The 25,370-nt window shown below is 56.4% G+C and carries 10 protein-coding genes and 2 pseudogenes; 7 read left to right on the top strand and 5 right to left on the bottom strand.

From position 1 onward, the window contains the following. Window positions 1-4,089: a neuraminidase-like domain-containing protein gene (locus DCO47_RS04635; RefSeq protein WP_116657587.1), complete on the top strand. Its 4,089-nt coding sequence runs from the start codon at window positions 1-3 to the stop codon at window positions 4,087-4,089. Beyond that, complete coding sequence (locus DCO47_RS04630; RefSeq protein ID WP_116657577.1) at window positions 4,082-8,122, top strand: hypothetical protein; 4,041 nt, start codon at window positions 4,082-4,084, stop codon at window positions 8,120-8,122. The genes DCO47_RS04635 and DCO47_RS04630 overlap by 8 nt, the downstream gene beginning before the upstream one ends. On the opposite strand, the gene DCO47_RS04625 is transcribed toward DCO47_RS04630, so the two are convergent. The 4 genes and pseudogenes from DCO47_RS04625 to DCO47_RS27210 all read right to left on the bottom strand — a co-directional run. Next, complete coding sequence (locus DCO47_RS04625; protein WP_116657576.1) at window positions 8,123-9,454, bottom strand: DUF58 domain-containing protein; 1,332 nt, start codon at window positions 9,452-9,454, stop codon at window positions 8,123-8,125. Next, window positions 9,451-10,452: a MoxR family ATPase gene (locus DCO47_RS04620; protein WP_042607313.1), complete on the bottom strand. Its 1,002-nt coding sequence runs from the start codon at window positions 10,450-10,452 to the stop codon at window positions 9,451-9,453. Before DCO47_RS04620 ends, DCO47_RS04625 begins: the two co-directional genes overlap by 4 nt. A 302-nt stretch (window positions 10,453-10,754) precedes the next feature. After that, a pseudogene (locus tag DCO47_RS26995) lies at window positions 10,755-11,090 on the bottom strand (integrase core domain-containing protein); the annotation flags it as partial. A gap of 49 nt (window positions 11,091-11,139) precedes the next feature. After that, a pseudogene (locus tag DCO47_RS27210) lies at window positions 11,140-11,223 on the bottom strand (transposase); the annotation flags it as partial. 336 nt (window positions 11,224-11,559) lie between these two features. Between DCO47_RS27210 and DCO47_RS04610 the strand changes: the two are divergent. The 3 genes from DCO47_RS04610 (at window position 11,560) to DCO47_RS04600 (ending at window position 18,739) form a co-directional block, all read left to right on the top strand. Next, complete coding sequence (locus DCO47_RS04610; protein WP_116657575.1) at window positions 11,560-12,417, top strand: HEPN domain-containing protein; 858 nt, start codon at window positions 11,560-11,562, stop codon at window positions 12,415-12,417. Window positions 12,418-12,475: 58 nt separating this feature from the next. Then, window positions 12,476-14,719, top strand: a complete 2,244-nt coding sequence (locus DCO47_RS04605; protein ID WP_116657574.1) for a hypothetical protein — start codon at window positions 12,476-12,478, stop codon at window positions 14,717-14,719. A gap of 201 nt (window positions 14,720-14,920) precedes the next feature. Then, window positions 14,921-18,739, top strand: a complete 3,819-nt coding sequence (locus tag DCO47_RS04600; protein ID WP_116657573.1) for a hypothetical protein — start codon at window positions 14,921-14,923, stop codon at window positions 18,737-18,739. On the opposite strand, the gene DCO47_RS04595 is transcribed toward DCO47_RS04600, so the two are convergent. Then, on the bottom strand, window positions 18,717-19,013 hold the full coding sequence (locus tag DCO47_RS04595) for a hypothetical protein (protein ID WP_116657572.1): 297 nt from the start codon (window positions 19,011-19,013) through the stop codon (window positions 18,717-18,719). The two genes, DCO47_RS04600 and DCO47_RS04595, sit on opposite strands and share 23 nt — an antisense overlap. On the opposite strand from DCO47_RS04595, the gene DCO47_RS04590 reads away from it, so the two are divergent. Beyond that, window positions 19,012-23,433: an ATP-binding protein gene (locus DCO47_RS04590; RefSeq protein ID WP_116657571.1), complete on the top strand. Its 4,422-nt coding sequence runs from the start codon at window positions 19,012-19,014 to the stop codon at window positions 23,431-23,433. The genes DCO47_RS04595 and DCO47_RS04590 overlap by 2 nt on opposite strands. A gap of 65 nt (window positions 23,434-23,498) precedes the next feature. Then, on the top strand, window positions 23,499-24,875 hold the full coding sequence (locus DCO47_RS04585; RefSeq protein ID WP_256590083.1) for a multidrug DMT transporter permease: 1,377 nt from the start codon (window positions 23,499-23,501) through the stop codon (window positions 24,873-24,875). The last annotated feature ends 495 nt before the right edge of the window (window positions 24,876-25,370 follow it).

The raw sequence follows: 25,370 nt of genomic DNA, 5'->3' as shown, positions 1-25,370 counted from the left end.
ATGAGCCAAAGCATCATCAACGATTTGCTCGAACAACGTCGTACTGCTCTGACGGAGTATTGCCTGGGCCACTTCGGCGAGAGCGATGGCCGGTTCAGCATCATAAAGAACGCTGACCATCTGAATGAATTGTTGCGTCTGGACTCGCTCGACACGCAAAAAGTGCCCAGTGCACTGGGTGCCGAGGCAATCAGCTGCGCGCAGAAATTCATCAATGCTGCCTACCGCAAGCTTGAGCCGGGGTATTCGAAGACAGAGTTCCCTGAAGAGGATCTGAAACGCTGGGAGCTGTACAGAAACTATTCGGACTGGTCGGCGTTGATGTTGCTCCTCATTTACCCGGAAAACTACATGACGCCGTTCGCGCGGTCTCGCATGACTCGTTTGTTCCTGACGTTGATGACCGATCTGAACCAGACACGGTTAAGCACCGATTCGGTACTGATCGCTTTGCGTGCCTATCTGAAGTCTTTTGAAGAAATCTGCAACCTGGAAGTCATCAGTGCTTTTCTGCATGGCACCACGGCCGTGGATGGGCGCTATTTCCTTGTCGGCCGAGAACGGGTGGCGCCTTACCGATACTTTTGGCGCGAAGCGCAGATTGAACTGACGCCGACCTGTACCAACGTCAATCCGGCGGCGTGGTACGAGTGGGACATGATCGATGTCGGGGTGACCGGAACCGTGCTGGATGTGCGCCCGGTGTTCTGGAACGGCAGGCCGTGTCTGGTCTGGGCCGAGCTTTCAGACAAACTCGGGGAGAAAGACAAGGATGGCTATGTTCCCTACAAGGTGAGCATCAACATAGCCTTCAGATCGCAGAACGGAGAGTGGTCGCCGGCAACAAATCTGCAAAGCATTGGAGATCTCGACACGCCTCCGCCAGCCGATAGCCGCTTGATTGCCACGATCCGTGTTACCGAAAGTCATCCCAATGGTTTTCTCGGCGTCTTGTTTTTCAAAGGTCATGAAGCGCAGACGCCGGTAATGCGCGATGTGTTGTTTCGGCCACTCCCTGCGTATGAGGGCGGCTGGCTGGAAAAACTCGCGCAACGTTTCGACAGTGTGCTCACTGTCCAGCATTCGCTGACTGAACAGATGCGGCCAAAAATGGTTACGACGATCCCGACGTCCGGGACGCTGACTGACTTCTACGAACTGGATGCTTTTGTGCTGACTCACTCCACGGGAGACATCCTGGCCGTCAGGGGCATTTGCAGGCCAAATGGCACCGGGGGTGTGGCAACCGTGGGTTTCGACTTGACGCTGACCAGCGAACCCTCGGGCGGGGATCCGAAGGAAACCAGTGGAACGTATTCGACAGACGGTGGATGGGCCACCGACTGGCTTACCTACACGCGTGGTTCAGGCGGCTTCATCAGCCCCATCACCTTCACTTTCGGCGCGACTACTGCCTCTGCAACCTATGGCCGGAAACAGTTCGTGCTGACAATGACCGGCATCGTGGGTTTCGATCCCGCGGTACTGGAAAAGAATCGGCATGACGCGGCGCAGTTTCTGGCCTTCAACAAGCCTGGAACCCTGGCACGGGTACGCCTTAATTCGCTGTTCGGTCCGCGGCTGGTCGGGCTCGCCAATATTTCTGTAGATGCGGTGTACGCCTGGGAGGCGCAGTTTTTCGATGAGCCGACCTCGGAAGCCGGGCCGGTCAATGAGCCCAACGGTGCCTTCAATAGTGCCAATGGCCTGTACTTCTGGGAGTTCTACTACCATGTGATTCATCTGGTGGGTATCCGCTTTCGCGACGAAAATCGTTATCGCGAGGCTGAAGCCTGGTGGCGCAGGGTGTTCGATCCGCAAGCGACCGCGCAGGTTTCCAATCCCCCGCAGCCAAGCGACAAGCCGGACTACTGGCGCTGCCGGCCCTTGGTGAGTCCCGGCAATGCCGGCCCTGAGTGTCTGGTAGAAGATGATCCGTACGCCATCAGTTATGCGGCGCCACAGCATTTTCAGATCCTGACCTTCATGGAGTTCGTCAAGAATCTGGTCGAGGAGGGGGACTGGTATTACCGCCAGCAGACGCGGGACAGTCTGGTGCTGGCCAAGGAGTGTTATCAGCAGGCGCAGGACTTGATGGGCGACCCGCCTACGGCGCGCTCGGTGACCGATTGGCAGACGCAGACGCTCGGAGCGCTGATTGACCAGAGCGGCGCGCGTCCAACGCTGGAAGCGTTCGAGAGAACGCATGTGTATTCCCTTGCCGACGTACCGCCCGCGGCTGATTTCGCACCCGCGATGGGGCTGCTGGCGACACCACCGTTCAAACTGCCGACTAATGATCGCTTGCTGGCGCTGATCCAACTGCCTCGGCAGCGCCTTTACAACTTGCGCCATTGGTTGACCATTGATGGCAAACCGCTCGAATTGCCGCTGTATGAACCGCCGGGTGATCCTGCGCAACTGTTACGTGATCTGGCGGCAGGAAACAACGCCGGGCCACGGCGAATGGGGGGGCGGCCAGTCCTGAACGGCTACGGCTGGCGAGTCACCAGCGAATTTGCCCTGCGGTCTGCACAGGAGCTGCAAAACCTCGGCAGTGAACTGCTGCGCTTCATGGAACAGCGCGACACAGCGCAACAGATTGAGTTGCAACAAAGGCATTTGCTGGAACAAGCCGAATGGACGAAAACCATTCAGGAAAAATCCCTCGCTCAGATGGACGTGACGCTGACGGCCTTGCGCCAAAGTCACGCCGCCGTCAAGCAACGCGCCGATGAGTACGCCGCGTGGTTTGACGAAAACGTCACGGCAGAGGAATACAAGGTCATGGATGACCTTCACGCTGCCAAGGAACTCAATCAGGGCTCGGTCGCCGTTCAGTCTGCGGCGGGGGGGATTTCGGTCATTCCCAAAGTTTTTGGTATGGCCAACGGCAATGCCTTTCCAGAAGGTGTTTTGCATGCCATCGCACAGGGCTTGCAGATTGCCTCACTGGGCAAGCAGGCCGACGCGGAAAAAAGAGCGGTGACTGAAGGCTATCGTCTGCGTCGCCGCGAGTGGGGTTTGCAACGCAACCTGGCACTCGCCGAACTGCAGGCGCTGGATGAGCAGATCAATGCGCAGGTGATTGCTGTGGATGCGGCCCGGGCCAGTCTGCAATTGGTCTTGCAAACCAATCTTCAATCCATGGCCGTGTACGACTTTCTGCAAAAACGCACCACCCACAGTCAGCTTTACGATTGGCTGCTGGCACAACTCAAGGCGTTGTACTACCAGGCTTATGACGCAACTTACAGTCTGTGCGTCAGTGCTCAGGCATCGCGCATTGCACAAACCGGTGATTACGATTCACCGTCGATTTTGGCCCAGGCATGGTCCGATAAACATCACGGTTTGTTGGCTGGCCAGCAGTTGGCGGGCTTTCTGATGCGCGAGCAGCGCGATCACCTGCAAAGCTACGAGCGACGTATCGAGCGGGTCAAGACCGTTTCCTTGCGACAGCTTTTCGCTGATAACGTCGAGCCGCAGCCTGACGCCCCCGACTGGGCGACGGCGCTTGGAAACCTGCAGACTCGAGGACGCCTCGCTTTTTGCGTGAGTGAGTTGAACTTCAATCGCGACCATCCCGGTGAATACCGCCGGTTGATCCGCTCGGTTGAATTTGACTGCCCGGCATTGCTCGGACCCTACGAAAACCTCAGGGCCACGCTGACCCAGACTGGCAGTCGTACCGTCGTCCGGCCAGTGCCACAGGCGGTGGAATATCTGCATAACCCCGAGAGCAAGGCAGCACCTGCCGATGTGGTGTTCAACACGCGCTCGGGGCAGCAAATCGGCATTTCCCAAGGCGTTGCCGATGATGGGCGCGTCATGGAAGACCAGGATACGGGGCTGCTTCGCGCCTTTGAGTGCTCGGGGGCCGTTTCCTGTTGGGAAATCCATTTTCCGTGGTGGGGCGAGCCGGCTCAATCTGCCGTGCTTGCATCCATTACCGACCTCATTATCACTATCCGCTATTCGGCTTGGCCCGGTGAGCCGACCTTCGTACTGGCAGTGGAAAACCTGGTGACAGAAGCCAAAGCGGATGCTTTGCAGCGCAATGCCGAACGGAGCCGCCATCATGCGTAAACCCGGGATTCAAGCCGAGCGCAATCTGATCCTCAACGGCGACTTCTCTCAGAGCCTGCGAGAGTGGAAAAGAGGGCCGGTCAACCCGGCTTATGTCGTGACCAAGGCCGAGCAATTGGAAAGTGGTGAGCGCCTGAATATCCTGTCCGCTCTCGACGGGTCTTCCGCGTATCAGGAAATTACCTTATTCAAAAGTGCCAGCAACGACGTCAGGTATGTCATCAGCTTTCTTTGTGAAATGGACCACGATGAGGAGGGGCTGCTGGAGCTCAGTGTGGCCGGGCTGCCCGATACGCAGAAAATTCCCCTGCGCGTGGGCGCACTTCGCGACCGCAATGCCGACCTCCAGCGCCAGCGCGATGGTCTGCCTCGGCTGTTCCGGCCACACACGTACGAAGTGGATGTGACACTGCCGCTGTTGGATACACAGCTTCTGAAAGTCCACGCCATCAGTCCGCTCAACAAAGAGGGCGACTACTTCTCCTCGTTGCGTATCACCCGGATCAACCTGCAGTTGCATTTGCCGGCCGCGCATGTGTTGACGTTGCAACTGGACGCAGAACAATTGCCACTGGCGCGCGTCTTGCCTCTTTGTCTGGGCGCGCTGGGTTCGACTGCGCACCGCTTCAAATGCATCCATGCGCAGGATGATGCCTGGCAGGGTACTCGGGCGTCCTTGAACATCAGGAACAACCCACAGGGGGCAATTGTCGCCGATCCGGATTGGGGCAGGGATAAACCGCTGGACGATACCTGGAGTCTCGTTTGCCCGGAACTTGACGGCGACCCTCCCTATCTTTTCACTCTGCAGTTAGCGAACGAGTTCAACTCCCCCGTGCTGGATATTCCGGTCTCACTGGGTGACCACCGCCTCAAGTTCATTCAACTGAAAGAGGCGGCGCATTACGTGGTAATGGAGTATGGCCAATCCATCAGGGTTGGCGTCTGCGTCGGTTCGTATTACACCGACAAGGCGCTGGAGGGCATAACAGTCACCTGGACGGTAGACGGCACGGACTTAAAAACCACGACGCCGACCGATCGTGAGGGCTGGGCCTGGTTTGAACAACAACCGAGCGCGGCCGGCGATGTGCAGATCCAAGCTTCGGTCGAAAGTCTCTACTACGCCAGCGGCGCAGTGAGTCAGGCCTTTGAAGTCAAGGTGCTGGCGACCGACCCGTTGCAAGAGATCCGCACGATCATTGGAGAGGGAGACGAGCGGCCGTGGGATCAGAAAGGCTATCCCAATCGCGGAACGACCTATCGTTTGCAAATCCGCTTCCCCGAGGAACTGTGGGACACAGACGTGACGTTGCGCTGGAGTGGCGACCCTGCCGAGAAGCTGGGAGTTACTGTCACGCCACCGCTTGAAATAGCCGCTCGTGTAGGTTCGGGTGGACTGCTTGAGTATCGATTTGATAACGAGGACAGAGACGATGGCCAGTTTTCTCTGCGGTTGACCTCTGCGCATCTGTTGGAAAGTTCGCCTGCCAAACCCATGTTGCTGGCGCGCAATGTCGTTGAACCTGGTGAGGTGCGAGGGCCTGACAGGATTTGTGTGGTGGATGAAAACGACAGCGCACGAATGTGGGTGCAGGTACTGCACAAGACGGCATCGGCAACCGGTGGCCCGGTCGAGGGAGCACTGGTGTTCTGGACGGAGCCGGATGGGAGCGTGACGAAGACCCTGACAGGCACCGGTGGCTGGGCCAGTCATAGCCATCAGCCTGGCGCTGCGGGAGACCATCGTGTGACTGCCACCATTAAGGCTCATGAAGATGCCGAGCCGAGCGAGATGGAGTTCGTCGTGAAGGCAATCGCGACCAATGTCTGGAAGGCGCATGTGCAGATCACTCTGGATGACGAAGCAGTGGATCTGCAAACCATCGGCCTGGTGTGCCGGCATGGACAGACCCATGTGCTGAAGGTCACCCCTGTTGAGGGCAGCCCATGGGTCGACAACAAACGCATCAGTCTGGATTGGCGAGAGGGCGATCCGCTGATCGGTCTGAACCCGGCTGACCCGGGCATTTTTTTCCCGCTGGGGGCTGATGGATTGACATGGAACCTGTCCTCCAGCGCCGCCGAAAGCCTGAGCAGACCCTTTGAGTTGCGTCTGCGCGCTGATGCTGTTGCAGATGATCGCGAGTTGTGCGGGCGATTCGTCAATGCAGACCTGACTCGGGAGCTTGGCGTCAGGCTGGACCGCGTAACGGCAGCACTCGATGGGCAGACGCTATATCCCTGCCTCGGTGCGGATCATCAGTTCACCGTCTGGCTCAATGAGCTGAGCCCGCTGGTGGGCCTGTCAACAGCGCTGGAGTGGTCGGGAACGCCTGCCGAAGAATTGAACGCGGGCGTGCGTCCGCCCCTGGCGCAATCTCAACCGCTGGGTGCAGAGGGTGCTTTCTGGCAACTCGACTTCAGCAGCAGCACAAAAGCGGGTGACTTTGCGCTCGCTGTGAACCTGCCTCAATTGGCATTCCTCGCCCCCGTCACACCCATGGATCTGGGACATAACGCCTTGAGTTTCAATTCCATACTGGAATCACCCGTGGATCCGGTAGTGGATCTTGATCGGGCCTGGACGTGGGCTAATGTGGTATCACGATTTACCGGGGAGGCAGTTGCCGATGTGCCGGTGACATGGTACTCAGGCGCAGACCCCGTAGTGGTCAATACGGACAGCAGTGGTAACTCCGGCTTCGCCGTGCTTCCCGTGAGCACCGACATGCATACGGTGCAGGCGACTTTGCTCAGTCTCTTCGACAATACCTCGGAGCAGAGAAACGCCACCTTCAAAACATTGGCAGAAGATCTCTGGCCGCGAGTCAAGGTCAGTTTCGATGGTCAGACCAGTCAGGTCTGGGGTGTCACCACCGGATTCCCGCGTCGCAACGGTCGGCACAGTATCGTGGCGTTTTTCCCGGAAGAATTTAACGGGCAGACCGTACGTATGGGGCACACCGGCACGGCGCCCGCGGTACTGGGCAATAGCTATGAGCCAGAGCTGGGCATGGCGCAGGTCGTCACGAATGGAATGGCAAGGTTCGGGTTGCGCGCGGGAGATTTCACGGACGGCAGTTTTGCCTTGCGGCTCTGCGCCGAACGGCTGGCACGGCTGTCGCCGGCCAATGCGATGTCGCAGGGTTCAGGTTCGCGGGTCGTAGAGTTTGCCGAACATACCGTTGCGGACAGAGTGCTTGATTGGGGAGAGACACTTGAGTGGCAAGTCAGATTGCAGTCATCGATCAGCGGCAAAGCGATGCCAGGCATAACGGTAAAATGGCTCGGGGCCGGGATCAATGACTTGATGAGTGTCTCGGACTTTTACGGAAGGGCGAAAATAGGTTTTATCCCTGCCTGCCCTGGATTGAACGAGTTGACTGCGACCGTGGGAGCAGGCGCGAGCGCACGCTCCATTCATTATCGATTCACGCTCAATGCGCCGCTTGAAATCAACGAACTGGTCCTTATCCAGTCCGCTGGCTATCCGGGTGAACCGGTAGAGCTTCAAGCCAGCGTCGTGTCAGCACTCGATGGTCAGCCGCAGAGTGACGTTGAGGTCATGTGGAATTACGCGGATGAATTCTTGCCGTCAACCCGTACCAACGCTCAAGGGCACGCAAAGCTTCGCTTGTCGCTGGGTGTTCCGGGGGAGGGGCATGTGTGGGCGGCGGTGAAGGGGGGCGTGGCGGGATGGGATATGAAGTCGCTGCCACTGATTGTCACTGAGCGTCCAGCTGTTGTGGCGTCTGTTGTTGCGACGCCGAATCCTGCCTATGTGGGCGCCTATGTATCGATGACTGCATTGGTCGTGGACAAAACGTCGGCAGCACCGGTGCCTCAAAGAAAAATTCGGGTCCGCGTCAACGGCAAGCCTTTCATTGATTCCATTACAGACAGCAAGGGTGAATTCAAGACTGGCTGGAAAGTGATGTCCCCGTCGGAAATCGTTTCCCTTGAGGTTGAAGTGGAAAATGCTGACGGCACCTCCGAAAGTGGGTCGGTGTATGTGCCGATTCTGGAGTGATCAAAGCGCCCCACTACTTTTCCAGCTCAGATACTGCGTCACCAGCTCGGCGCCGAACGCTGCGGGCCGAACATCCATCACGGCAACGCCATGAACACTCAATCGCTCATGGCGTTCTGCACGCTCATTCAGGTAGTTCACCGTGCCGCAATAAGCCAACGCCTCTGGCAGCGTTTGCACCGGTGACTGGCGTAATGTATCCAGCGCTTCTTCGCGCAGACTGGCGACCATTACCCGATGATGTGCGCTCAGACGCCTGATCGCGCTCAGCAGCTCCTCATCGTCTTCATCGCGCAGGTTGGTCACCATGACCACCAGTGCCCGGCGTTTCTGGCGCGTCAGCAGTTGGTTGACGGCGGCCTGATAATCAGCCGGACGTTGCGTGCTGTCGAGGTCGTAAACCGCGTTGAGCAGCACGTTCAGTTGCCCGCTGCCTTTGACTGGCACGACATGGCGCGTTTGATCATCGGCAAACGTGCTCAATCCCACCGCATCGCCCTGACGCAACGCCACATAACTGAGCAAGAGGCAGGCATTGAGCGCGTGGTCGAAGTGCGACAGTTCATCGTCCTGGCTGCGCATGCGTCGGCCGCAATCGAGGAGAAAGATGATTTGCTGGTCGCGCTCGTCCTGATACTCGCGGGCAATCGGTGTGCGCTGGCGGGCAGTGGCTTTCCAGTCGATCTGGCGCAGGCTGTCGCCCTCACGAAATTCGCGCAACTGATGGAACTCCTGACCCTGACCGCGACGTTGCCGCTGGCGTACGCCAAGCTGGCTGAGCCAGTTGTCGACGGCGCGTAACTCTGCGCCGTAGAGCCGGGCGAAATCGGGATAGACGCGGGTCTGATCGGCGACCTCGATCAGGCGTTTTCCCGACCATAATCCGAACGGGCTCGGCAGGTTGACTTCGCACTGTTCAAAGCGGAAATGCCCGCGTTTGGCCGGGCGCAGACGGTAGCGGATCTGGCTCGAATGGCCGGGTTGAAGCTCAACGACCCATGGCAGATGTTCAAACGCGAGGCCGTCGGGAACGTGGTCGAAAAGATTGACGTTCAGCGCCTCGGCGAAGTCATGCGCAATGTCCAGCTGCACCTCTGCCCAGCGCCCCAATGCCAGGCTGCCGGGCATCTGCCGCTTGATGCGTGGCGAGGGCAGGCGTTTGAGGCGCAGTGCGTCAATAACTGCCAACGCCAACAGAGCCAGGAGTAAACCCCAGTTGATCGCAATCAGGCTCGACGGGAGCTCCCTGCCGAGTGCCTGAAAAACGCCGAGCACAAGGCTGACGACCAGCAACAGGGCGAGCCAGCCCAGCAGCAGCCGCGAGGGTTTCACAGGCGTGGCGCCGGGACTTGATCGAGCAATTGCGCGAGCACCTGATCGACCTGCAGACCTTCGATATCCAGTTCCGGCGCGATGCGCACGCGATGGCGCAGCACGGCCAGCGCGCAGCCTTTGATGTCATCGGGAATCACGAACTCGCCGCCGCGCAACAGCGCCCGGGCGCGGGCGCAACGCACCAGGGCGATCGAGGCGCGCGGCCCGGCACCAAGGGTCAACCCCGGCCAGGTTCGCGTACTGCGCGCCAGGCGCACGGCGTAATCGAGAACCTGATCGTCCAGCGGCAAATCACTGGCAATCCGTTGCAGGGCTTGCACATCCTTGGCCTGCAACACGGTGCGCAGTGGTTGCACGTCGAGCATGTCGGCGCGGGTCGAACGACACACCTGACGGACCATGTTCAGTTCCTGATCGGCATCGGGGTAATCCATGCGCACCTTGAGCATGAACCGGTCGAGTTCGGCTTCCGGCAGCGGATAGGTGCCTTCCTGTTCGATCGGGTTCTGCGTGGCCAGGACCATGAACGGTTGCGCGATGGGCAGGGCGCGACCTTCAAGTGTCACCTGGCGTTCCTGCATGGCTTCGAGCAAGGCCGCCTGGGTTTTCGCCGGGGCGCGATTGATCTCATCGGCCAGCAGCAGGTTGGTGAACAACGGGCCTTTGCGCAGCTTGAACTGCTCGGTCTGCAAGTCATACACGGCATGGCCGGTGACGTCGCTGGGCATCAGGTCGGGGGTGAATTGAATGCGCGCAAACTCGCCGCCGAAGCAACGCGCCAGCGCCCGCACCAGCAAGGTCTTGCCCAGACCGGGGACGCCTTCGAGCAGCACATGGCCGCCGGCAATCAGTGCGGTCAGGACATCATCGACCACCGCCTCCTGGCCGATCAGCGCCTTGTTCAATTCGTTGCGCACCGCTTGCGCCAACTGGCTGGCACGCTGGCGTTGCTGGGCGGCGTGAGTCGCGCTGCCGGGCTCGATCTGTTCAGTCACGACTTCTGGAGCCTTATTAACAGTTACATTCGTTTTATTTTCCATAAATCAGTCGCTTACCTAATCTAACTTTTTTCATGAATTTTTACGCATGGACCAAGTGAGTGTATGCCAGCCTGAACAATTGCAATCCCGAGTAACTTCTCATTTTTGAGCTCGTCTGAAGTGGAGGTTGGGCCATGACGGCCAGTAACGTTTCGGGTAGTGCACCCTAAGGCAGGTTCGTGACGTTAGGAGAGTGTTGTAAAGGACGGGGCCTCGCCAGCGGACTTGCCCCTACAAAACCGGACACCAACTCCCCGTTAAATTGATGCTGCTGCCAAGCGCCTGAACTCCCTCGGCGAGCGATAGTTCAAGGCGCTGTGCGGATGCTGCTCGTTGTAATGTTCGAAGGCAATTGCCAGGTTACGTAACGCCGTTTCCCGATCCGGTTTGGGCATGTGCGCCACGTAGTCACGCTTGATCGTCTTCACAAAACTCTCGGCCATGCCGTTGCTCTGCGGGCTGCGCACAAGTGTGGCCACCGGCTGCAAGCCGATCTGTCGAGCAAACAGGCGTGTCTGTTCGGCGGTGTACGCCGAACCGTTGTCGCTTAGCTATTGCACCGGCGTGGCGGGCAGTTGATTGCCGAAGCGCTTCACCGGCACTGACCGCCGACAGGCTGCCATCCTGGTACAGCTTGCGCCACAGGAACAACTGGTTGGCATTGATGCCGTTGCGCCGAGCCACCACCGAAACGCTTTGCCCTGGCTCAAGACTCTCGCGAACCATGGCCAGTTTTTGCTCTGGGCTCCAGCGGCGCCGCCGCTCCTGGCCCAAAAGCTCCCCACTCTTATCGTTGCTATTAGTCATAAACATAACCGCTTGCCTATCCCTTATCGTAAGGGGGAAACGGTGTCCTGTCTTTCATGGGGCTCGTTCAACCTGCACCCCTGCTCAGCGCCAACTCCATTCAAATGGCTCACGCGGGCTCCACCTCGAAGACCACCTAGCGTCCTTCCGGCCTTGTCAACAACTAAGCGACATGAATTGGTGATTTTTTGACCTTTTACACAACGTTCTCAATAGTGGCAGACTGCCTTGCCCAAGGCCTTCGGAGGGAACAAAATGCCATCAAATGCGTATGCCAAGTTTCACAAAACTGCTCGTCGCTGCGACACGTTGGTCTCTGCCTACACCACTCTGCACGCGCTCAATGGAAACGAAGCTCCGAAAGACATTGTTCGGGGAGCTGTAGTTCTCGCTGTAGCGGCTCTGGACGCTTATGTAACAGACGTTTTCGTTGAAAAACTCGCGACCTATTTGAAAAAGCACAGGCCCGGTGAACTTCTCATTGACCTTCTCTTTGCTGCGGGTTTGGACACCAAGGAAGCTTTGAGCCTTCTTACCAACAAGCGTCCATACAGCCGTATTCGTAATCTCGTCCGTACTTATTACGCCACGTACACGACCCAAAAATTCCATGTCATCGATTCCGTATTCAAGGTGTATGGACTGAAAAACCTGACCAAAAACGCGGCCCAAAAGACCGCCAAGGCACATGTGCTAAGTCGAGTAGAGGACCTAATCGACCGCCGTCATGAGATTGCGCATGCTGGGGACTACAACAAACACAACCGCATTCAAGATATTGACCACGCCAGGGTTAAGGTTTGGTTGACAGCGCTCGAGGACCTCGTCAAGGCGATGGACGAAATCATCTGCCTTAAAATTCCAACTCCGGTAGCTAGGGCTGCAAACCTCCATGCCATCGTGGTAGTTCCCCAGCCCGCCGCGGGGATAGATGATGCCCCAGTAGTTCTTGGCGGACATGAGGCAGAAGTAGAGGAGGCGGAAGAAATAGAAGAGGCGGCAGAAGCCTTCGCTCAGATTTTTAATGTGCTAGACGAAGGCGCTGCTGACGAGCTCGAAGAGCACTACCTTGACCGCGCGGTGTTGGAAGAAGGGGAATTCAACGATGCGTAAAAACAGACATCGGCTTGCTCGCCAGTGAACGACAATCAGTCGATGGAACCTGTAAGTGATGAATGATGAAGCAGGATCGGCGTTGAGTGGGGTGGGATGGACTATGCACCCTTACAGCCACATAAACCGTGAACAGTTAAAGGCGAAGCTTGTTGCCGAAGGCGCAGATAGCCTAAGGAAATTGCCAGAACTGTGCGAAGAGATTCGCGAGATGCTGCAACGCAGTTATCCGCTTCATCTGCTTGCTGTTTTGGCAGGTTATGGACTGCAATCTACGGTTACTGCCGAGGGGGTCTCTCCTGTACGGATCATGTCAGGGATCGAGCAGCATCATGTCGAACTATTGCAGGCGCTCACACTAACTGTATCGCGGGATCAATGGGGGCAACTCCCCGCTAAGGCTGACGAAATTCAGCAAATGATTGATAAGCTGGGAGAGCTCGCGGACGCTTTTTACCGCTCGCGTTTTCTAGCGTTAGCTAAGGAAGCTGATGCTGAGCAGCGTGCCGTGCTGTTGCTTCAGGAGCGCTTGAGGGGACATACCCAGTTCGTGCGAAATTGGGGCTACCATGGCTCGGTGGTAGAGATTTCGCGAGAACTCTACGGCGCGTTGGACGGCGAACTTAATGCGGTCTACGGTTTCGGTGCGACGGAGGTTATCGATCTCGCTCAAGCTATGCTCGTTTGTACTGAGAAACAGGCGTCAGAACGCTTCATGATCCTCGCACGTGTTACTCGTTGCCAAACCCGCACTGACATGGTCCACACCTATTTTCGGGAATGTACCTTTGTTCAAGGCGATCCTGAGGAGTTTCTGCGCCGACTTCCGGCAGCGGTGGGGCTCGAGCAGTTGGCATGCATGCTGATGGCTCATGCGGACCTGCAGCTTCCAACGCTTGCCACCGTTGATCCCGACCGTATAGCGCATGCGGTTTCAAGTGATCTTGATGTTGTGGTGCGAGTGCTTGAGCGTTTGTCCCTGACACCAGGTAGCTTGAGCTCCGACGACATACCTAAATTTTTCATGGGCAATCCGGTGTGGGGCGCGCCCTGTGTTAAGGACGGCTCGGCGTACTTTTTTCCGATGCCCCAACTGGTGTTCAGCCACGTCCATAGCGTCATGCGTTCATTGCTGAGTGACTTGAAACCGTCCGCCTTGGAAAAACTTGCTCGAACGCGTGCTGGTTATCTTGAAGGGAAAGTTTCCAGTTTGCTGCGAAAGGCATTTCCCATGGCCCGCCTCAACACGGGGATCATGTGGTCAGTGGGGGAGTCTCGTTACGAGACTGATCTGCTATTGATAATTGACGGCACAGTATTGATTGTTGAAGCAAAGTCAGCCTCACTTACAGCGCAAGGGCTACGCGGCGCCCCGGATCGGGTGAAGCGCCATGTTCAGGAACTGCTCGTCGACCCAGCCGTGCAGTCGGATCGGTTGGCGAAAATCATACGCGAAGCGGGCAGTGGCGACGTTGCAAGCCAACAAGTACTTGATCAGTTGGGAATTGATGGAAAAGCCATAGACCTGGTAATCCGGCTTTCGGTGACACTCGATGACTTCTCAATCCTGGCCAGTTGCGAAGAAGAGTTGAAGGGGGCGGGGTGGGTTCCCAGTGACTTAGAGCTCGCGCCGACGTTGAATCTTGCGGACTTGGGCTGCGTCGTGGATATCCTTGAGGAGCCCGCATTTATCCTGCATTACCTGTCGAATCGCGGCCACGTGCAACGTTCGACTGGTCTGCTCGGCGATGAGTTGGATTATCTGGGGTTCTACCTTCAGACCGTATTTGGCATGCCGGATGTAGAGCGCTCTGATGCGATATTTGCCATTGTGGGGATGTCTGCTGCGATCGATCACTATTACAACAGCCACGACGCAGGGGTAAGCGTACCTAAACCGCCGCTTCAATTGCCCGAAACACTTCGACGAATGATCTTGGAGGTCCAGCGCCGGGCTGGCCGAGGCTGGGTGACGGTTTGCCTTGCACTACTCGACATCGCTTACAACGCCGCGGATGGTTTGGACGAGGAGCTGATGACGCTCAAACTTGGTATTTCAGCTAACCCTCATGACCCGCTACAGCCCCGGGGACTTGCCTTCCTGCCTCCCTCCTACAGCGATACTTTGGTCGCTTTCTATGTTTTCCCGAAAGTGCTGTCGGCCAGCCGCGGCGAAGCGGCTGCACAATTTGCCAATGACCTCATGGAGGCGACAGGGAAAACACGTTGCATTGTTGTTGGCCGCATGATCGAAGAATGGCATCGTCCGTATCAGTTTACTGCGATGGTCCTTAGGGCATAAATGGCGTGCCGGCTTCGGTCTCCGTCGCCAGCACGCTCGGTTCTTGTCAGGTACATGGTATGGGAGTAGCAGTCAGCTTCAAGCCAGTACCGAGGGGAAACGCATTTGCCTTCTGATGCGTTTTGGGCTGCGCTGGAGAATCAGTTACCACCAAAACTAGCTGCCGCAACGTATCAAAAAATACAAAACAGGGAGAGTTAGATGGGGAAGAAGTCGCGAGAGAAGCGTGAGCGCAAGGCGGCGAAACTGGGTATGGGGCCGGAAATTTGGCCTCCCGGTCTTGATTCTTTGTCCCGGTGGGGTGCGCCCGATTCTCAGCTAGAAAGCAAATTTCAACGACGCATCGAGCAAACAGGTAGTGTCCTCCGCCGGTACAAACGCATTGACGCAGCTTTGGCGCTGAGCATTTCCGATTTGTGGCCAGCCAATGTGGCCAGCCCCATCAAGCATATGTTTGCCTGGTCCGTTCTGTTGAGAACGGAGGAGGCGAATTCAGGCACGTTGCCTATTGCAACGTATGAGGAATTTGTAGGCTTCGTCAATGCGCTTTATGCGGTTTGGCCTGACTTTCCGATGCTTGAAGACTTCGCTTCCGAAGCGGATTGGGGCCAGACCAGGGTGCGTCTGGATTCCGATTTCGTTCCGATTTTTTACGGCAGCTGCATCGAGCGCATACCTGATTTTGTGGAGGCGTTCCGGATCTCTTATGCAGATGTCGAGACTGCCCAAGTCGACATGAATCTCGCCATCGCGGCGCAAACTTGTATCATCAAGTCGATGCCTGAATTGGCTACAGCGTCGATGCCGCAGCCAGGCGCCGGAGACGTGGAGGTTCCTCCTGAAAGGTTCTGGTTAGCGTGTCGCTCGACAATTATTCAACTGGGCCAAGACCTGGCTAATCGACGTACTCATGCCAGCAAAGACCTTGAAGCCAGCTTTGGCGTACTAAAGGATCCTCTCACCCACGATGGATTCGGCAATGCCGTGATGGTCGGGGAGGTACTCCCATACCTTGCTGTGACTGACGGAGACAGTTGGGTGCCTATTTCTGTACGGAACATGCCGGGGGTTGTCATCGACCATTGGGCAGCATTGCATGCTCAGGGAGTCGGTGCGGAGGTACACAGGAGGTTTGGTCGCTTTATCGCAGAGCGCTTCAGGCATAGTCGTATTGGTCCAATCACTCTGTTCGTCGGCGAGATCGCAATACATCAATTACCCATCAGCTGCCTCATCCCCAGCAAATCAGGTGTATACCTCATCTGCGCTTGCGATCATCAGTCGTATCCGCAAGCTTCAAATGCGTCGCAGAATGTATACGCTGCTTTGAAGCGTGGTGAGCATGCACACTTCCAATTGGCAGACGGACGCAGATTTTATTTGGGCAGAGACAGAAGCCGCTGTCTCAAAGCTGAAGAAGTCCACGTTCTGATTGTGCTCACTCAATCCGGCACCGCGTGGGGAATGCTTGATCCAGTCGTGCAGCCCGCGAGGCTGATGCCATTGGCAGACTTCATCACGATCTTCGACGATTTGGATCAGCCGGATGATATTGAATCATTTTGGAAGTTCATGGATGGCCAGCGAGCTATGTTCAGTCCGTTTTCCAGCGGACTTGCTGATCAATTTGCCTCGTACATAGACAGCTACGGAGTTCTGGTGGACGGTGCCATGGAACCGTCGATGCTGATGCTGGACACTAGTTGGGGGACCTCGCGCCGCTTTAAGGAGCTATCTTCATTCTGGGCCCTTGCTCCTAGTAGGTTTCCGACGGATTCTGCTGGTTGGAGACTGTCATCCGCGACTTCGGGTGTCACGAGAATGGAGTCACGCAGCCTGCCACTGTTAGGATTTTCAACACAAGTGGACGCTTGCACCGTCCAGACCCTCGTTCCTATCGCCCCTCATCTGCAGGAAATAGATGGGCGGATGCTGGAAATGTTTGCACATTTGCTAACAGATCAGTTCTTCCGACACCGCGATCTGCTGTCAACACTGCCGTTGCTACAGCTACCGCATCTGATTCTTACCTGTGGTGTAGATGCTCGCGATGTTATCGAGCCTGAGCAGGCTCCTGAATCGCTGGCGACGTTCCCTGAAGTGATCGTCAAAACGTCGCGATCGGAAGCTCAGCCACACGTTATCCTTCTCACAATAAGCACTCGAGCTGTGCTGGCCGGTTTGAATGACTCCAAGGATGCGTCTTTTGAGGTTAGGTGCCTAATCGAGGCACTACAGCGCTGCCACGAGGAGTACGGGTTAACATTTTCAAACGATTTGGTGGTGGCATTACAATCTAGGGCCACGGCTGCGGCTCGGTTTCATCTACAGCACACCCAGCGCCTCGTAGACGTCCCGGATTTCTTAGATCCCGTCGTCCCATCCCCGATGGATTATAAGCAGGCTCGCAAGCATTTGGCTGTTGCCATGCAGCGCTCAGGTTTAAATCCGGGACGCTACGAGCTTAAAGACGCGAAGACGAAAATTGATGTTGGGCGGGATTTTCTCCGGAGCCATATTGAACAGCGACTTGGTTCTCTTGATCGGCATCAGCTTATTCGCCAGTGTATTGAGCAACATGACGCACTTGTCGCAGCTGAGAGATTTGCTGTTCTGAGAGCCCAGCAAAGCCTTGTGCATGACGTTGAATACGATCGTTTTGAGGCTGTGGAAAAAGCACGTAAGGACCTTGGAACAGCGGCTCGTCATTATCGATATCTTCTGGAAAAGGTTCTGAGTTCGACGGGCGTTGGTGCGCAACAGGCCACTAGCGAAGTCTTGCGTGAGCTAGTGGGATTGGTCGATTGGTACAAAGTATTGGCGGACGCCGGCGACGTATTACATACCGGTGTAGACGTAGGGGGTATTGAGATCGATGACTTCCACGTCCCCCAGATTTTTTATTCAACCGACTCCGCAGAAAGGGGGGAGAAATACGCTCTGGAGTACGCCAGGTCTCGACTGGGTATCAACCTGAATGATCAGGACGAGGTGGAAGGTCCTTTAGAAGAGCTGATGGCTGACGAGAGGATGCGCCAAGCCTTCAAACAGGATGTGGGATTTGAATTACGGCACTTACTCAGTGCGTTAGTAGTTTTTTCCCAACCCGTGCAATTGGGGCTGACTGACACGCTCGCGCTTTCATACGTTGCGACGGCGGGTAGACTATCGCAGCTCCTGATGGACAATATTGAAGGGCTGGAGCGTTCCGAGAGCGCCGCAATTTTGGAGTTCCTGACGCTGTCAGGCCCCAATATCCGTCGTCTTGCAGGACGAGACGTGGAAGAGTCAGAGGTTCCTTACTGGGAACACAGCAAACGGATTCAGCGTTACGCAATCCGCCCATTAATCGCTGAAGGCGATGCTCTGCGCTGGGGGGCAGAAACCGCCAGCCGAGCCCTGAATATCTGGAGTGCTTCCGTAAGGGATGGATACCTTCCCGCCGATTTTTCGTGGCCCAACGTTGACCCCCTTATCAGAGAAATCAAGGAGGGAATTGAGAAACAGTTGGAGGCGCGGGCAGGAGAAGTGCTTCTACGGCATACGCCCTACGTGATGCGTAATCTGGATTTTTATCGCAAATTCCGCAGCGAACGATTTGACGACGTGGGAGATTTCGACGTGTTTGCGTATTGGCCGGAAACGAATACGCTGCTGGTTGCCGAATGCAAATACAACCAGCCAGCGTACTCGATGAAGGACACCCGGCGACTCAGAGATAAAATCTTCGGGAAGAGTGAGGACGACAGAAATGGCCAATTCAGCCGAATTCTGCGTCGTAGACAATTCCTTCTTCAGCACAGGTCGCGGCTTTTGGAGCTGCTGGGCTGGCCGTCACCCCAAGGCGATCAACCTCGCGATCTAGAGATCTACGTCAGTCGGGTTATCCACTACTGGATGGTGCATCCGCCATACGAAGTTCCGACTGCATTTACCCGAATCGATGCATTAGATGCCTGGCTCACACAACAGGTCGTAGGCGCTCCAGCAGTCGCTTCTACTGCGCCGGGGCTTGAATGACTTCGGTCTTGGCCGCAACGATCCTCGCCCCTGCGGTCGCTTTTGCCCGCAAAATCGCTGTCTCGTGCGAGCATATGAGAAAGCTTTGATAAAAGAGCAAAATCGGGAGCACCTTGTGAGGATGACGTTGGGCGTCGAGCTTGTGCAGCACATGTTGATCTCGCGTTTCCCTGTGATAACGGACAATCCGCGTATTGTTGTCTTCAGTTGCATTACTGAATTCTCGGTACAGGCTGACGTTATCGTGGCTGCCTCTGAAGGTGAGTTCAACCATGTCTGAAGACATCAAGAACACCGCTATCACCGCTGCGGGCTATATTTACCAGAACCGGCAAGGCCTACGAACTCTCTGTGACTGGCTTGACGCTCCGTCCCGCTACACCCAAGTGAGGTTTGAGTGCGACGACGAGGCCGTCGCGCCGAAGGGGCTGGATGACGTCGTCGTTGAGCGCTCAGATGGCCTGTTTGACCTCCAGCAGGTCAAGTTCACCCCAGACCCAAACGTGCATTTGCTCTGCTGGAACTGGATGCTCGAGAAAACCGGCAAGACGGCGCGATCGAGGTCAATGTTGCGCAAGTGGTTCGATGCCTTCAAGGCACTAGATCCAGCGCGTAGGGGCGTGCTCTCGTTGATAACCAACCGTCGGCCAGACGCCGATATCGAAGCTTGCCTAGACGGCGGCAAGATCTTCTTCGCCAAGATTCCCGAGCACAGGCGTTCTGAGGTTATCGCTGAGCTTGGGGGAGAGCAAGACTGCGAGACGTTCTTCAGCCAGCTACAAATTTGTCACAGCGATAAGGGGTTCGATACGCTGGAACAAGAGGTCGATGCACGACTTCGCAAGCATGGCACTCTTGAGGGTATTGCCACGCTCAAGAACGTTGCGTTGAACTGGGCAACGAGGAAGAACTCTCCGCCCCCGGATGGTTGGATCAAGCTGGAGCAGGTCCGCTCCATCCTGCGATCAACGCCTCCGGCACCTTTACCTGAGGACTTTGTCGTACCTCCGGGTTATGAGGTTCCCGACGAGACATTTCATCGGGAGTTCGTTCGTGACGCTGTCGGCGCTACGGGCAGCGCGATCGTGCTCACAGGGCCTCCAGGTCGTGGGAAGAGCACCTATCTAAGCGCGCTGTGCGATACGCTTGCCGAGCGTGACATTCCCACGGTCCGACACCACTACTTTCTCTCAACGACGGAACGGGGGCGCGACCGGTTGCACAGTTACGTGGTCGAGCAGTCCATCGAAGCACAAGTCAAACGGTTCCATCCTGATGTTCAGGCCCCTGCGGGCGATCTGCGCGGGCTCCTTGAAGCCTGTGCTTCCCACTACAAGAAATTGGCCAAGCCATTCATTCTTGTCCTGGACGGACTAGACCACGTTTGGCGCATTAACGCTGAGGATAAGCAGCCACTAGATGATGTGTTTTCCCAAATAATCCCATGCCCTGACAATATGGTGCTGCTGGTTGGCACACAACCTGTGGACGACGCTCAATTGCCGACGGATCTGCTTGCCTTCGTGCCCAAGGCCGAGTGGCGCACGCTGCCGGCGATGTCCGAAAATGCAGTTCTGTCCTATTTGCGCAAAGCATTTCAGGAAGGCAGGCTTACGATTGGCTTTGAGGGCGAGGATGTTGCGGAAGCTCAACTGCAGGAGGCTGCAACCGCGCTTCGCACGAAGACCAATGGCCATCCTCTGCACGTCATCTATGCTACGGCGGAGCTTGAGCATGCCGGTCGCAACTTGTCGAAGTGGGATGTCGAGCAACTGAAGGGAGACTTGAGCAAAGATGCAAAGTTCTACTACGCATCGCTTTGGGAAGTCCTTCCTCCAAGTCTTAAGGATACGCTACGTCTCGTATGTGCTTTCTCGTTCTTCTGGCCTAGGGCTGCCTTCGGAGAGATCGCTGCGAAAGTCGGTACGGCGGAGCCGGACGTTGCAAAAGTGGAGCACCTGCTTCACTCGTCGGCGGCTGGCCTGAAGGTTTTTCACGAGAGTTTGGCGGTCTTCGTGCGCGCTACCGTAGGCTACGCCGACCGTATCCACGAACTGATGCCTGCTGTTGCAAGCTGGTTGGAGAGCACTGCGCCCGTTTCGCTACGCGTGAATTGGCTCTGGACGGTTCAGGCGAAGTTGGGTGACCCAAGGAATCTCATCAGAGGCCTTACCCGCGATTGGATCATGCTCCGCCTGGAGGAGGGATATCCGGAACCGCTCTTTGATACGCTGCTGTCCGATGCTCTGGTCGCGGCGCTGGACACCAGCGAGTTCGCTGAAGCCTATCGCCTAGAGCACCTTAGGGCGCGAATGGTCGGTGGCAGTCAGTACCAGATGCAGAATGACGACATGGCCAGGCTGGTCTCGTTCACGTTGATCCTGACCGAAGAGGATGGTGTCGTACGAGAAGCTGTGGCTTCCAGGCATGAGGCGGACATATTGCGGCTTTCCGCGCTCGGACTGGCCTTGCGTGCGCGGGGCGACGAAACTGTCGCCGAAGCGTGTGGAGAAGAGGCGCTTCGACGGTTCAGAGGCCTCAGCCGGTTCTCCGACAGGTACTCGTCGAGCGCCGGGTCAGATGAGTTCCAGTTCCTCATCGACGCATTTGCGCGGCTCGGTGCCATTGGTGCAACCCCGACAGCATTGGCCCAGCTAGTTTCTGAAAACGGGTCGGTGGTCTGGCTGCCGCGAGTCCAGATGCTTGTTGAAGAAGGAAGTTTGGATGACTTGATGCAGGTCGCTGCTTCGCTCGCCCTTGGTGAAAGTAAGAGGATTATCAGCGATGCATGCGTCCGTGCGGCGGCGACTGCTGGCGTAAGTATCACAGAGCGCGATGACTTCAACTATCTTGAGCGAACTCCCCTCGTCGCTGCCTTAGACGTAGCTAGCACGCGAGTCTCCAAACCGTTGAATGCGCCTATTCCCATTAAGTGGCTCAAGGGCAACTACTACGAGCGTAAGGAAGATCTGGCTACACTCGCGCACCACTGGTTTTTCAGCGCCGTACATCTGAGTCTGTGTATGACAGCTGAAGGTGAGACTGCCTTCGAGCTCATGCGTGCTCCCGTCTACGAAGGCAGAACGAACATCACCGACTTCCTCAATGCGCTCTCTGTGGCCGCGACGCAAGTTGCGCATCATTGGTGGCGGGGAGATTTCGTTGACTTCCATGAGCTGTTCGAGTTGCTCAATACGGTCGAATTCAGGCGTTTTAGGCAAAGCCATGACGCGAGCTCTGCGGCCGAGGACTTCCGGAGTGCGCTGCATCGCATTGCCTGCGACATCCGTTTGGGTAGCGTTCTGCTGAGTAACTTCGACGATGTGGCCCTGACCGAGGAAACCATGGAAGCCGCCGGGAAGCAGGCTTGGTTTGATAGCACATCTTTTCGCATCCAGTACTCGACCGGAATGTTAACGAGGATGAGCGACAATGCGGCGGTGGCCTTCGTCGAATCACAGCGTAGCCTGCTTGATGCAGAAGTCCGCCATGAAACTAGCGTGCATCTCCAGATACCGCTCCAGTTGTGTGCCATTGCGTTAGCCCACGGGTTGAGCTCCAGCGCACGTGAGTTATGCAAGCAGACGTGGGAGCTGACAACCGGTTATGCGCATCGCAAGGACCCTACGCTGAACAACACTATCGATGCCATTGGCTATCTGGTCGATGTCGCACCCAATGACGCTCGCCGATTGCTCGGCCTTATCGCGCCGCAGGTCCACCACATCCTGGACTACACCGATGGAAAAGGCACCAGGCATGTTCTGGCCGCCGCCGATCGGCTGCTTGCAAAGCTGAGTCCCTCAGCTTTGGTGACCAAGTACGAGGAGCATACTCACGCGGGCGACTGGTCGCAGGCGGAGGACAGTCTGCGGGAATACGTGGAGCAGGGTGTCAGGGATGGTTGGCCTCTGGACGCGCTGATGCGAACCGGTCTGCATCCGGAGATCCATGACGCGCTGAATCGAATTGCACGGGAAGGTAACTCCAGCGCTTTGGAGCGACTTCGCGTACTTCGGGAGCACGTTGGTTGGGACATCGGCCTGCTACAGCGAACGGAACGTCCTAGCAGCGATAGCGAGAGCAAACCGTACACGGGAGATGTCACGACCTTTGCACCCGAACGTATCGGCGACCTGCTCGACAGTCTATCGACCAGTTACAACGAAAAATTGAGGCTGCTTCGCGACTGGTATCAACATTGGGAAAAGGCTGGGCAAGGTAAGCGACTGCTTGCGGCACTCGACAACTTCCTTCTATCGGGAGAGGGAAGGCTCCAAGGCGTCTTGGAGCTGTCTGATTTAGCATTTCAGACAAGACGCAAGTTGAGTGGCGCGAAGGCGGCATGGAAGTACCTCGTCCAAGCGCATATTCATAACGGTGGCTGGGTCGGATTTATGGAGAGAGAAGAGGCTACGTGCAGAAGGCTCGATCTAGTCGTCAAGTACTATCCAAAACGCAGCGACGAATTTGTCACTGTGACGACATACGGCATGTTCGGCCACCCCGAACCGCCACGTGTGGCGCCGACGGAATTGATGGCCTACTTCTATGCACGGCAAAAGCGGATCGCGGAGGCAGTAAGGTTCGCCGAGACGATGGTCAACTGCGTCATTGAAGACACCCGCACCCTTCCACTTGAGCGGCCGCGCTGGGCGGCGGAATTGAGCCTCTCTATGGGACTGGAGGCTTGATGGACGAACTTCGCATTCTCATCGCTCGGCTTGGTTGGCCTTCGACGTCTGCAAGGTGGTGGACCATGCAGGAACTGGCCGCTCGGCTAAATGAGCCAGATTTAAGGGCCGAAACAGAGTCCGCACTGCTCCAACTGCTGAGTACGCGCAAGATTGAGGCCGAAGTGATCGAGGTTCTGTGCATCTACTGGATGGCGGCACAAGCGTACGACTATTCACCCACTTCCAAGCTAGCTGAGAGGATCCCGAGGTCATCCATCCTTTCGGACCTGCTACTGGATAGCTTTAGCATGTTTGCCGAAGGGGACTATGAAGAACTAGAGGAGGTGCCCGAGGAGTTCGAGATCCCCCAAGACTTTGACGGCGTGCAAGGTTCAGATCTGCCCCGGATGTTTCGGACCTCCATGGGCGAGCTCGAGAACCGTACTGGGTTTCCATTCGTCCGGCAGATGGCCTTTGAATGGACGGCGAATCGATCCGCCTACCCAGACGCCCCGTTCCAAGGGGATCACTGGCACTTCTCGCGCCCCCTTGGCGATGGTTTCGTCGGACAGATCTCCTCGCGAACAACCCTTCGCGGCATTTCCGCATATCTTCGCACATTGGCGGTGGCTGAGAAGTTCTGGGTCATGCCAACAGATCGAGCGGAAGCGAAGGCTCTCTTGGCTTTGCCTGTTCATCCGACCTTGGCCTTTATCAGACCGCAGCGCCCGGTTTGGTTTCCCGCGAAAACTGATTTCGATGGTGATAGAGAGGCGATCGAATCATCTGTGCGAGACTTGGTAGCCCGAGTAAAAACAGCGCGGCCGGATGACGAACTGATCGCGTTCACTTCTCCAATATTTATTTCGATGGAGCGGTGTGTGGAGGTTTCACTCGTCCGGTGGTCACAAACTGAGGAGAGTAGTATTGCCGACGCTGACTTAGCCGCAAATCTAGAGGAATTCTGGGCCGACGGTTGGATGCTTCGTAGTGCATCTCATGAACCTTTGAGCACGACAACCGTATTCGCTTCTCCCCCGCTAGATAGGCTGATGGAGGACCAATGCAAGGCTTGGCCACTTGCGGCGCCGCTTGGTTTTGACCGTTTGGGATATCTCCAACACGATCTATATCCTGGAAGGCTTTTTCTTCCGACGCTTCCTAGCGCCGACCAAGCCGAACTTACTCCTCGCGGGGGACAATTGGAGATTAAGGTTGAGGAGCACGTCATCGCGGACCTCTGTTACTGGAATGCGGGTTGGGGAATTGCGCGCCCCATGCAGTTCAGTGGTAACTGCGGTACGGCACTTACTTCACGAGGGAGGGGCTATCGGGAGGGGGAGGACGCACTGGAAGGTGCGGTGCGATCATTCTATCTTTGGCAGGTGAAAACACTGCACCGATCCAACACTTTCGACCCCTTCAATCAAACTCTGACGACGGGAGCTATGTTCGTTTAGTTTCTTGTTAATTCAAGAAACCGCTGGATGATTGTAAGCGCCCGGTGAACGCTCATCTGGCTAACGTGTTTTATGGACGGATTTATGGATTTTCTAACCAAATGACAATCCTATCCGCTTGTACTTGGACAGTAGTGACCTCTCCAATCTCTCTCGACCTACCGAAGCCAACGCAGCTCCGACACGAAAACATCGATCCAAGTAAATAAATTGGGTAAGGCAAGGAGAGGTCGAAATTAGTTATTCGATGGCTCATATCATGGAAGTAGTCCCGGTCGATTTGGAGAGTGCTGAGCTGGGGGAGACTTCGACTTAACTGCATTAAAGAACTTTGCGGGAAAAGTAATCACTGACCCACTTTAGTCATTCAGGAGCTCTCTGAAGGCCGCGACGTCCCACTCAAGAGCGGTAGGGGGACACTGGTTCCCCCATGTGGATACAATCAGGTTCGAAGAGGCCGACGTTACATCTGAACGGCCCAGCGACCGAAATAAA

This window comes from Pseudomonas sp. NDM, from assembly GCF_003105095.1.
Lineage (GTDB): Bacteria > Pseudomonadota > Gammaproteobacteria > Pseudomonadales > Pseudomonadaceae > Aquipseudomonas > Aquipseudomonas moraviensis_A.
This window is presented reverse-complemented; position numbering and strand designations above follow the sequence as displayed.